Source organism: Paenibacillus sp. BT-177 (assembly GCF_025846815.2).
Taxonomy (GTDB): Bacteria; Bacillota; Bacilli; order Paenibacillales; family Paenibacillaceae; genus Paenibacillus; species Paenibacillus polymyxa_C.
Genome location: NZ_JAOYTP010000002.1, coordinates 870902 through 883216, shown reverse-complemented (window position 1 = coordinate 883216; position 12315 = coordinate 870902). Strand labels below are relative to the sequence as shown.

9 protein-coding genes and 1 pseudogene are annotated in these 12315 nt (G+C 39.3%); 9 read left to right on the top strand and 1 reads right to left on the bottom strand.

The window, feature by feature from the left end:
- The 6 genes and pseudogenes from OIU26_RS10180 to OIU26_RS10155 all read left to right on the top strand — a co-directional run bounded on the left by OIU26_RS10180 (position 1) and on the right by OIU26_RS10155 (position 7412).
- Positions 1 to 1212, top strand: a complete 1212-nt coding sequence (locus tag OIU26_RS10180) for an AAA family ATPase (RefSeq protein WP_264216739.1) — start codon at positions 1 to 3, stop codon at positions 1210 to 1212.
- Positions 1209 to 4307, top strand: a complete 3099-nt coding sequence (locus OIU26_RS10175) for a type I restriction endonuclease subunit R (protein WP_264216738.1) — start codon at positions 1209 to 1211, stop codon at positions 4305 to 4307. Before OIU26_RS10180 ends, OIU26_RS10175 begins: the two co-directional genes overlap by 4 nt.
- A 14-nt stretch (positions 4308 to 4321) precedes the next feature.
- A pseudogene (locus OIU26_RS10170) lies at positions 4322 to 4801 on the top strand (N-6 DNA methylase); the annotation flags it as partial.
- A 354-nt stretch (positions 4802 to 5155) separates the two neighbouring features.
- Positions 5156 to 6145, top strand: coding sequence for a tRNA dihydrouridine synthase (locus OIU26_RS10165; RefSeq protein ID WP_264216737.1), 990 nt, complete (start codon positions 5156 to 5158; stop codon positions 6143 to 6145).
- Positions 6146 to 6198: 53 nt separating this feature from the next.
- On the top strand, positions 6199 to 6768 hold the full coding sequence (locus OIU26_RS10160; protein WP_264216736.1) for an SF0329 family protein: 570 nt from the start codon (positions 6199 to 6201) through the stop codon (positions 6766 to 6768).
- Positions 6769 to 6857: 89 nt separating this feature from the next.
- Entirely contained in the window at positions 6858 to 7412 is a 555-nt protein-coding gene (locus tag OIU26_RS10155; RefSeq protein WP_264216735.1) for an amidohydrolase family protein, read from the top strand.
- A 2-nt stretch (positions 7413 to 7414) separates the two neighbouring features.
- Here the strand turns inward: OIU26_RS10155 and OIU26_RS10150 are convergent, their stop codons facing one another.
- Positions 7415 to 8356, bottom strand: a complete 942-nt coding sequence (locus tag OIU26_RS10150) for an AraC family transcriptional regulator (RefSeq protein WP_264216734.1) — start codon at positions 8354 to 8356, stop codon at positions 7415 to 7417.
- Positions 8357 to 8585: 229 nt separating this feature from the next.
- Here OIU26_RS10150 and OIU26_RS10145 point away from each other — a divergent pair, with 229 nt between their 5' ends.
- From OIU26_RS10145 to OIU26_RS10135, 3 genes are all read left to right on the top strand, one after another.
- Positions 8586 to 9605, top strand: coding sequence for a glycoside hydrolase family 88 protein (locus tag OIU26_RS10145; protein WP_264216733.1), 1020 nt, complete (start codon positions 8586 to 8588; stop codon positions 9603 to 9605).
- A 12-nt stretch (positions 9606 to 9617) separates the two neighbouring features.
- Complete coding sequence (gene gnpA / locus OIU26_RS10140) at positions 9618 to 11792, top strand: 1,3-beta-galactosyl-N-acetylhexosamine phosphorylase (protein ID WP_264216732.1); 2175 nt, start codon at positions 9618 to 9620, stop codon at positions 11790 to 11792.
- A gap of 178 nt (positions 11793 to 11970) precedes the next feature.
- Positions 11971 to 12315, top strand: coding sequence for a hypothetical protein (locus OIU26_RS10135; protein ID WP_264216731.1), 345 nt, complete (start codon positions 11971 to 11973; stop codon positions 12313 to 12315).

The window sequence follows — 12315 nt, the reverse complement described above, 5'->3', positions numbered from 1 at the left end:
ATGGGGAAGAGTCTAAATGAAATTGCACAACAATTAAAAGCTAGCAATAAAAAAGTTCAATTAATTTATGCCTTTAATGGAACGGGTAAAACAAGGCTTTCACGGGAGTTCAAATTGTTATTTGCACCGACGGTAGAGCGGGACGCCGAGTTTGAGGAATTAGAGGTGTTTGATAAAAAATTCCTATACTATAATGCCTTTACGGAAGATTTATTTTATTGGGATAATGATCTAGAAAATGATACTGAACCAAAACTGAAAATCTATCCGAATTCTTTTACAAAATGGATATTTGAAGAGCAAGGACAAGACAGAAATGTTATTACAAATTTCCAAAATTATGTCGATGAAAAATTAACTCCACGTTTTAATGAAGAATATATTATTACAGATAAGGATGGGAAAGATATAACAGTAGGAGCTTTTACAGAAATAACTTTTTCATATGAGCGTGGTAATGATAAGCGTTCAAATAACATTAAAATTTCAAAGGGTGAAGAGAGTAACTTTATATGGTGTGTTTTTTATTCTCTAATTGAACAAGTTACTGATACATTAAACGTAGCCGAACCAAGTGATAGAGAAACAAATCAGTTTGACCAGCTGGAGTATGTATTTATAGATGACCCTGTAAGTTCATTAGATGATAATCACGTGATTGAATTAGCAGTAAATTTAGCACAATTAATAAAACACAGTGAATCAGACCTTAAATTTATTATAACTACACATAATCCTCTTTTTTATAATGTACTCTGTAATGAATTTAACAATTCTAACAAAAAAACAGGTTACAACAACAATAAACACTTTAAAAAGCACAGGTTAGAAAAGAAAGAAGAGGGCACTTATGAACTAATAACTCAGCCTAATGATTCGCCGTTTTCTTATCATCTTTTTCTAATAAATGAAATCGAAAAAGCTATTGAATCTAATCAAATATATAAATATCATTTTAACTTTCTTCGAAATGTTTTAGAGAAAATGTCCACTTTTTTAGGTTATTCTGATTGGGGAGATTTGTTATTACCTGTTGAAGGAAGTCGTACTGCATATGAAAAAAGGATTCTAAACTTATCCAGTCATTCAAAGCATTCAGGTGAAGAAATTGTTGAGCTAACAAATGATGACAAGAATGTTTTAAGGCATCTTATTAGTGAAATTAAAGAGATATATAGGTTTAAAAAATTAATTAAGGGGGGAAATGAATGAGCGATTTCAAACCCATTGTAGAATCAAACAACTTCATCGTTCTGGATAAATATACGAAGATCGATCAGCAAGGAGCTGATTATCAGACAGAAGCTGATTTGGAACGAGAACTGATTCAAGATTTGGACAATCAAGGTTATAAATATTTCCCAAACTTAAATACTCCTGAAAAAATGCTTGCTAATATCCAAGTGCAGCTACAAGAACTTAATAATGTACAATTTTCAGAAGCGGAATGGATAAGATTTTGCGAGCAGTTTTTAGATAAACCCAGCGACAACCATATCGATAAAACCCGTAAAATTCATAACGATTATATTTATGACTTTGTTTTTGATGATGGGCATATTCAAAACATTTACCTAGTAGACAAAAAGAATATTGCCAACAATAAAGTGCAGGTAATTTCGCAATTTGAACAAAAAGGAACGCAAGCCAATAGATATGATGTTACCATTTTAGTCAATGGCTTACCTTTAGTACAAGTAGAGCTTAAAAAGCGTGGAATTGCCATTCGTGAAGCCTTTAATCAGGTTCATCGATATAGTAAAGAGAGCTTTAATTCAGAAAACTCTCTGTTTAAGTATTTACAGATTTTCGTGATTTCTAATGGGACAGATAGCCGTTATTTTGCTAATACGACTAAACGTGATAAAAACAGTTTTGATTTTACTATGAATTGGGCAAAATCGGATAATACCCTGATTAAAGATTTAAAAGATTTTACAGCTACATTTTTCCAGAAAAATACTTTGTTGAATATACTACTAAAATATTCCGTTTTTGATGTGAGCGATAACCTGCTGATTATGCGTCCTTATCAAATTGCTGCCACGGAAAGAATTTTATGGAAAATTGAAAGTTCATACCTATCCAAATATTGGAGAACCACTGAAAGTGGCGGATATATTTGGCATACAACAGGCTCGGGGAAAACGCTTACGAGTTTTAAAGCAGCTCGTTTGGCGACTGAACTTGATTTTATAGATAAAGTATTTTTTGTTGTAGATAGGAAAGACCTAGATTTTCAGACGATGAAAGAGTATCAGCGTTTTTCTCCTGATAGTGTTAATGGTTCAGAAAGTACCGCAGGATTAAAGCGTAACATCGAAAAAGATGATAATAAAATTATTGTGACGACGATTCAAAAACTGAATAACCTAATTAAAAACGAAACAGAGTTACCTATATATAATAAGCAAGTGGTATTTATTTTTGATGAAGCCCACCGTTCACAATTTGGTGAAGCTCAAAAAAATATCAATAAAAAGTTTAAGAAGTTCTATCAATTTGGATTTACAGGTACACCTATTTTCCCAGAAAATGCGTTAGGTTCTGAAACGACTGCTTCTGTCTTTGGTCGAGAGTTACACTCTTATGTAATTACGGATGCCATTAGAGATGAAAAAGTTTTAAAGTTCAAAGTAGATTATAACGATGTACGTCCCAACTTCAAAACGATTGAAAAAGAACAGGACGAGAAAAAGCTATTGGCAGCAGAAAATAAAGAAGCATTACTACATCCTGAACGGATTAAAGAAATTTCTCAATATATTCTTAATAATTTTAGAGTAAAAACCCATCGTTTAAATGCGAATGGAAAAGGATTTAATGCCATGTTTGCTGTGAGCAGTGTTGACGCAGCCAAACTCTACTATGAATCATTAAATAACTTACAAAAGGGAAGCAGTAAACCCCTTAAGATTGCGACAATCTTCTCCTTTGCTGCTAATGAAGAGCAAAATGCTATAGGTGAAATTCTTGATGAAACTTTTGAACCTTCAGCAATGGATAGTAGTGCAAAAGAGTTTTTAAGTTTAGCCATTAAAGACTATAATGCCATGTTTAAAACCAATTATGGCGTAGAAAGTAAGGAATTCCAAAATTATTATCGTGACCTTGCTAAACGAGTAAAAGACAAAGAGATTGATTTGTTGATTGTTGTTGGAATGTTTTTAACTGGTTTTGATGCACCTACATTAAATACTTTATTTGTTGATAAAAATCTTAGGTATCATGGTTTAATGCAAGCTTTTTCGAGAACCAATCGTATTTATGATTCCACCAAAACCTTTGGAAATATTGTTACTTTTAGAGATTTAGAACAAGCAACCATAGATGCCATTACTCTTTTTGGGGATAAAAACACTAAAAATGTGGTGCTGGAAAAAAGCTACAAAGAGTATATGGAAGGATTCACTGATGTGGCAACGGGTGAAGCCCGTCGTGGTTATGTAGACGTAGTAAAAGAATTAAAGGAACGTTTTCCTAATGTTGATGAGATTGTTACTGAAAAGGATAAGAAAGAGTTTGCCAAGCTTTTTGGTGAATATTTGCGTGTTGAAAATATTTTGCAGAATTATGATGAGTTTTCAAGTCTAAAAGTTTTACAAACAGTAGATCTCAATGACTCTGAGGCTTTGGAAAATTTTAAATCTACTCACTATATGGGTGATGAAGATATAGCTGCCATGCAAGAAATTAACGTACCAGAAGAAAGAACAATTCAAGATTATCGTTCATCCTATAATGATATTCGTGATTGGCTTCGTCGTGAAAAAACAGGAAAAGGAAAAGATAATTCCTCTATTGATTGGGATGATGTTGTCTTTGAAGTAGATCTTTTAAAATCCCAAGAGATCAATTTAGATTACATTCTTGAACTTATTTTTGAAAATAACAAAAAAGTAATAGATAAGGGTTTATTGGTTGAAGAGGTACGTCGTTTAATTCGTTCTAGTGTGGGGAACCGTGCGAAAGAAAGCTTAGTAGTCGATTTTATCAATCAAACAGATTTAGACAATATTCAAGATAAAGTAAGTATTATTGATGCCTTCTTCTCATTTGCTCAAACTGAGCAAAAACGTGAAGCAGAAGAATTGATTACTACTGAAAGCCTTAGTGAAGAGGCCGCAAAAAGATATATTTTAAATTCATTGAAAAAAGAATATGCTAGTGAAAATGGAACGGAGCTTAATGAAATTCTTCCTAAAATGAGTCCTCTTAATCCTCAGTATTTAACAAAAAAGCAGAGCGTTTTTCAGAAAATCTCTGCCTTTGTAGATAAGTTTAAAGGAGTAGGCGGAAAGATTTAATAAAGCTAAAATAGCATGGAGTCTTGTTCCGTGGTGCAGCGGAAGGTGCGATTCGCCAAACGATCATTGAGAAAAACTATCTTGATACCGTTATAGGCTTACTTGCCAACTTGTTTTACGGCGTATCCATCCCAACTACGATTTTAGTATTCAGGAAAAATCGTAAAACAAAAGACATCTTGTTTATCGATGCAAGCAATGAGTTTGAAAAAGGTAAAAATCAAAACAAACTTACTGATAAAAACATCAATAAGATTATCGAAACGTACCGAAATCGTGTAGATGTTGATAAATATGCTCATGTGGCACCACTTGAAGAAATCAAAGCAAATGAGTTTAACTTAAATATTCCTCGTTACGTGGATACGTTTGAAGAAGAACAAGTTATTGACCTTGCCGAAGTGAGTAAGCTTTTAGAACAAGATAAACAAGAAATCGCGGAACTTGAAGCTAAGATCAATGAACAGCTGAAAATTTTGGGTATTCATGTGTAGAAATTGACGAAAAGGGTCAAGGATATTATTCCTCGGCTCTTTTTTAAAATCGCTTGGGAACGGCGTAGGCTGGGGAAGTTATGCCGTGCAGTATTTCTATGAACTGCGGCGCAGTACGTTATAGAAGATGGCAGGAGGGGCGGCGCTCTTCCTTTTTTTGCGAGTCTTTTGGGGAGTATGCTCCTCTATTGAGTATGATATACTCATTTAGATGTCTATGCTTAACATATACTGCCGTTTGAACTACGTTGCTTAAACATGTGATATGTGAAGAAGAAGCAAGGACATGAGCAGGTTAGCTTTACCATTTTGGGACCAAAGATTTGTCCTGGTAATTATAGAGGAGTTTTTGATATGACGAATAATTTTTGGCGTGATTTGCCGCGACCTTTTTTTATACTAGCACCGATGGAAGATGTGACGGATGTTGTGTTTCGCCATGTCGTAAGTGAAGCAGCTAGACCGGATGTGTTTTTTACGGAGTTTGCGAATACAGAGAGTTATTGTCACCCGGAGGGGAACAAAAGTGTACGCGGGCGTTTGACTTTTACAGAGGATGAACAGCCCATGGTGGCCCATATCTGGGGAGATAAGCCGGAATATTTCCGTGAAATGAGCATCGGTATGGCGAAAGAAGGCTTCAAAGGCATCGATATTAATATGGGTTGTCCTGTAGCGAATGTAGCCGAGAATGGGAAGGGAAGCGGCCTAATCTGCCGTCCCGAAATCGCAGCAGATATCATTCAGGCCGCCAAAGTCGGGGGACTGCCCGTCAGTGTAAAAACAAGGCTCGGTTTCACTACCGTAGACGAATGGCGCGACTGGTTGACCCATATTTTGAAACAAGACATTGTGAATTTGTCCATTCATCTGCGGACAAGAGAGGAAATGAGCAAAGTAGACGCTCACTGGGAACTGATTCCGGAGATTAAGAAACTTCGTGATGAGGTGGCACCAGATACACTGCTGACCATTAACGGAGATATTCCGGACCGTCAGACTGGCTTGAAGTTCGCTGAGCAATATGGAGTGGATGGCATTATGATTGGGCGTGGTATTTTCCAGAATCCATTTGCGTTTGAGAAGGAGCCGAAGGAACACAGCAGTGAGGAATTGCTTGATCTGCTGCGGCTTCATCTAGATCTCCATGATCATTATTCAGTGCAGGAGCCACGTTCGTTCAGCCCTCTCGCCCGCTTCTTCAAAATATATGTCCGTGGATTCCGAGGGGCAAGTGAACTCAGAAACAGCTTAATGAACGCCAAATCAACAAGTGAAGTGCGTACATTGCTTGATGAATTTGGAACCAAGGATCATGATGAGGTAGAGGACCGTGGAAATTAAATTGCCAAGTTGGGGACGGGCTGTTAGTAGGCATTGAAAACATAGGAGGATATATGTCCTGGAGTAAATTGAAGCAACAACTGGAGAGCTTTCTCTGTCCTGCGTTAGACGGAAGGGTCGAATACCGATCTACCAGTTACCGTTATTTTCCTGATAAATCTGGAACTTGTTATATAACTGTAGATAAGAAGAACATACTCAATATGAATGATATCACTAGTTCAATCAAATGGTACCAGACGGAGTTGGAAATCAAAAATGATCCAGATATCCAAGTTCCTATCAGGAATGAAGAAATTGAAGCGATCAGAAAAGATACTAATGGGAATGTTCCGGAGGATCGTCTACAAGTAATAGCAAGAGGTAGAAAAATATCAGAGCATGCAAAGGAGCTTTTGTCAGCACAGGCCTTATTAAGCAAGTCTAATTTTAATGTTGTAGCTAATAAATTTTTAACTACTTCTATAGAGGACAGCTTAGAGAGTAATGATATCTTATTGAATATTCTAGCTTTAGTGGACAGACGAGTAGGAAAAAAGCGAATTTTAAACATGTCTGAGAAGATGAAGTTAAAGCATCCGATTGTGCAGTATTTTTATGAGTTACGGCGCAGTACGTTATGAAAAAAATAACTTTCAATAATGGGGACACTTCGTGTCAGGGTTGTTCTCACTGAAAACATGAATGAAGACTTGAAAGAAATCGGGGAAAAGTGGAGTGGAAAACAGGGCAAACCGGCTTCCATTATCATGTCTTTTCCCTGTTTTTTATATCGGGCTATACTGCATTGATTCCTACTTTGCAGGCTGGGTATCCCATTGCGAAATTGGACACGAGCCTAACGAAGGTGAATGAAACGGTTAAGGAAAATTCGCGACTGGTGTACGACTCCATGCTAAAGGGATTGCGTCAGGCTGTAGAACATGATATCAAAATTGGGATTGGAACGGATGCTGCCATGTCTTACGTCACTCACTATGATATTTGGCGGGAACTGGATCACTATATGAGACAAACGAAACTGAATGCGGGTCAGGTCATCGAACGGGTAACTCAATCTAATGCGGAAATCTTAGGTATTGATCATCTTACAGGTAGCATTGATATCGGAAAACAGGCAGATTTAATCGTGCTGGAGCACAACCCTTTGGACGACATAAAAGCTTTGTCGAATGTAGCAATGGTTATGGTGAGAGGCAATCTTATACCAACACCATCGGTAACCCGAATTCAGGAAGTGGACGCGCTGCTTGATTCAGTTTGGTAAAATTAAACCCACCCCGTAAACTCCAGTATAGACGCTTTCGCTGATTGTGCTTCGGATTGCGCTCCTTTACGCCATTCTTTAGGCGGCTCTCCCATAAGCTTGGAGAAGCATCGATTGAAGCTGGAAATGGAACGATAACCGACTTGCTCGGAGATGGAAAGAATGGAGTCATCTGTGCTTTTTAACTGCTTGCAGGCCTCTTCGATTCGGGTGCTGTTTAGGAAATCAAGAGGCGACGTTCCCATAATCTCATGAAATTTTCGGCGAAAATGAGTTGTACTTAAATGGCATAGATCAGCCAAAAAATCAATGTTAACAGGTGTCATATAATTTTTAGTGATGTACTCCAAAGCCGGGGAAATGGCAAAATCGCTTTTCCGGCTATGTACTGTTTCTGCATCTTTCAATGATTCATTCCTGGAGTGAATTCTGAGAAGTTCTATATAAAGGGATAACAATAAGCCGTAGGCGCTTTCCTGATAGTAAGGATTCTGTTGTTGTAACTCCTCTACGATCGAAGTCGCAAGTGTATACACCTTGGGATGCTGCTCCTTGTTTAATATACAGTTCGTTCCCTTCATCACCCACAAATTGGGCTTAAAGTTGCTGTAAGCGCTTTTAAAGGAATGTTGGAAAAGGTCCTCTGGCGAAAAAAAGATATAAGACCAAAGGCTGGCTGTATTTGGCGAACTATACGTGGTGTGAGGAAGATACCTGGGAATGAAAGTTACATCCCCGGCTTTGAAGGGGACAGATTCTCCTTTGATCTCCATGAAGCCGCTATCCGAATAGCAAATACCAATCTCCAAATGGTTATGAAAATGGAGATGCTCACTTTTAATATCTGAAATCTTCCAACGTTCACCGCTTAACAGCAAGACAGGGAAGTTTATAGGCAAGCTGTAATGTCGGTATTCTATAATGGGCTTCTTTTTTCTGGGCATATTCGATACTCCCATAACTTGGATTTGAGTTGATTATAGGTCAACGTTACGTCAAGCTTAGCCAGCAGGTATACATATAAATGGTTGAAATTGCGCAGTTTTGTTGCGGATATGCTTAGATTGAGACTATTTTACTGCGTACAATGGAATAAGTAAAGCGTTTCCAAAACAGTGACAAACCGCTCTCAAGCGCCTTTGGGGGCGTGTGCACTAGGAGAGGGGAATAACAATGCTTCAATTAACTTATGACAAGGAAGAAATATTAAGAGTCATCGACAAAGTCGTCAGAAAAACCATGGCGATGGATTTAACGTGGGATTGGCCCTGCGGTGTGGCTTATTATGGTGTATCCAGAGCCTATACCCAAACAGGGAATAAAGAGTATCTAAATATGCTTGCCCAGTGGGCAGATGAATACATCGAGCTGGGTCTGCCGCACTGGACGGTTAACACATGTGCCATGGGTCATATGCTGATCACATTGTATGAAGAAACAGGGGACCAGAAATATTGGGATATTGTGATGAGCAAGGTGGATTACATCCAAAACAATGCTCTCAGGTTCGGAGACCATGTTCTGCAGCATACGGTATCCGTTGCTAATGATTTTCCAGAACAGGCATGGGCAGACACGTTGTTTATGGCGGCATTCTTTCTGCTGCGTGTAGGAACCAAATTAAAGGACGAGAAAATGATCCAGGATGCCTTAAATCAATATTACTGGCATATCAAATACCTGCAAGACCCTAGTAGCGGCTTCTGGTACCATGGCTACAATAATGTCAAACAGGATCACATGTCCGGATTTTTCTGGGGAAGAGCGAATGCTTGGGGAGCATATACCATGTCGCAAGTCAAAATTCATTTGAAAGACTGGTATTTGTATCCGCCGTGTATGGACGTGGAATGTTCCCTTCGGGATCAACTGGCTGCATTGAAGGGTGTTCAAACAGAGAATGGCTTGTGGCGGACGGTACTGGATGACGAGGAGTCCTATGAAGAAGTATCTGCATCTTGCGGTATTGCGGCGGCCATGATCAATAACGGCAATCCACTGCATACCAAATACGTGCAAAAGGCATTGGAGGGCATCTTGAACCATATTAGCGAAGACGGACGGGTATTGGGTGTATCGGGCGGCACAGCGGTTATGAAAGATCGGGAAGGGTATCGCAATATTCCAAAAGACTGGATTCAGGGCTGGGGACAAGGCTTAGCGTTGGCTTTTCTATCCGATATGTTGAATTAGGAGGGATCGAAGTTGTCTAAACAAACAACGGGGGCCTTTACGCTACCAGGAGAATCTGGTTATGAGGCGCTGACCCTGAAATTAGCTGAACGATGGGGCGCTGATGTCATCCGTGACAGTGACGGCACGCAGTTATCCGATGAGATTATAAACGCTGGGTACGGCATTTATTCTACAATCTGTATCATCAGAGATCATAACGAGTGGGCGTCCCGCAATCTGGATAAGCTGCAACAGTGTTTTTTAATTACGAATCCGAAGGTAGCTGTACAGGATTATGTATCCATCTATCTGATGGAGGATTTTTTTGCAGAACAATTCAAAGTGAATGATTCTAAAGAGGCGCTTAACTACTGGCAGGTTTTTGACAGAACGACCGGGGAAGAAGTTCCAAGAGAACAATGGAATTATGAAAGGGAATCCGGAAATGTGGTCATTACCGGAATTGCTCCTTGGCATAAATACACGGTAAGCTTCATGGTCTACCGTATCTGGGAAGAGATTTCCATGTACAATCACACCACGAATCATTGGGACAAAGAGCATTTAATGCAGATTGATCCCATGTATACAGAAACGCAACAGTATCTGCTGAATTGGATGGAGGATTGGTGTCTTCATCATAAGGAAACCACGGTTGTCCGGTTTACCTCCTTATTTTATAACTTCGCCTGGATTTGGGGCAGCAATGAGCGCAATCGCCATCTGTTCTCTGATTGGGGGTCATACGATTTTACGGTAAGCTCAAGAGCGCTTGATCTATTTGCGAAGAGATATGGGTATTCGATGACTGCCGAGGATTTTGTGAATGGCGGGAAGTACCGCGTCACACATATCCCGGCTGAGCAACGCAAGCTGGACTGGATGGCATTTATCAATGATTTTGTAATCGAATTTGGCAAGAAATTAATTGATATTGTGCATCAGCACGACAAGCTGGCCTATGTGTTTTATGATGACAGTTGGGTTGGTATGGAGCCTTATAATGACCGTTTTCAAGAGTTTGGATTTGACGGGTTGATTAAATGTGTGTTCTCAGGTTATGAGGCGAGGCTGTGTTCAGGTGTAAAAGTGAATACGCATGAGATTCGGCTGCATCCATACTTATTTCCGGTTGGCTTAGGCGGGCTTCCTACCTTTATGGAGGGGGGCGACCCCACGCTGGATGCCAAAAAGTATTGGATTAATATCCGGCGCGCCCTGTTGAGGGAGCCTATTGACCGAATTGGACTGGGTGGATATTTGCATCTTGTAGAGCCTTACCCGGATTTTTGCGATTACATCGAAAAGATTGCCAATGAGTTCAGAGAAATCAAAGAACTGCATCATGAAGGCAAACCCTATCACATGAAGACGAAAGTAGCTGTTTTGCATAGCTGGGGAAAATTGAGATCGTGGACCTTGTCTGGCCATTTCCACGAAACGTATATGCATGATTTGATTCATATCAATGAGGCTTTATCCGGATTGCCGGTTGAAGTTCAGTTCATCGATTTTGAAGATATCCGTCAGGGAATACTACAGGATTGTGATGTAGTCATCAATGCAGGCTCTGCCGGTACAGCATGGAGTGGTGGACAGCATTGGAATGACAACCAGTGTGTGGACTTACTGACCCAATGGGTTTACGAAGGTGGTACCTTTATTGGCATCAATCAGCCTTCGGCGGTAGAAGGTCACGACAGCTTTTTCAGAATGGCACATGTTCTCGGTTTGGATGAGGATACAGGCTCCAGGGTAGGTCATGGAAGATGGACATATGAGGTTAGGGATGAGTATGGTTTGGTGCCTGAAGGGGCAAGTATAACGCCAAAAAATAGGATTTATCTTACGGATGGGTCAGCTGCAATAGCGGGTGAAACGAATGGAATGATAACACTATCCAATCATGTCTTCGGTAAAGGAAAGGGAATTTACCTTCCTTCATTCGAATTCAGCTGGGAAAACACAAGATTGCTGCTGAATATAATCCGTTTTGCGGGTAATGAGCTAAATGAAACGAAGTATATTACAGATAACTTATATACAGAATGTGCTTATTATCCAGAAAGTAAAATGTTGGTTGTTATTAACAATAGTGATCAACTGCAAAGAACAACGATTGAAACGGAATTTGGCAAACAAACCATGGAGTTAGAGCCATATGACACCATGATCACCCATATCGGCTTAACAAAATCGGTATAGGAAATAAGAAGTAGCGGTATCAAGCCCTCCTTTATTGTAAGGAAGGGCTTTTTGTTTCAACATCTCCAGAAAATCCAGCCAATTTACCGGGGATTTTGTCCATTCAAAAGCATTTAGTCCTTCATTAACTATAAGTATAACAATGAAGGAGATGATTTCTTTGCGAAAGGCGACTTTAGTGAAAATTAGAAAAGCGGAAGCAAAATTGGGGAAAAAACTGAAAAAAAGAAGCCATGTGGTTATGAATGTTAGAAAAGCCATTCGTGTAACTCAACTTGGAGATGGATTCGCACGTTTTACTTTCGCTCCGGTCACTCTTTCTCCCAATAGTTTTAGAAGCACTACGATTAACGGTAACGACTACAACCTGATTAGCGGTTCTTGGACTTTCTCTGGAAATGAACAAGGATTTCTTCTCAATAATTATTCCGCGGCCGAAGACAGATGGGTATTTACTGCATGGAATCCAACGGGATTCACAAGAACGGTATCCTATGCTGTTATCGCCAAACGGAAGCCATAA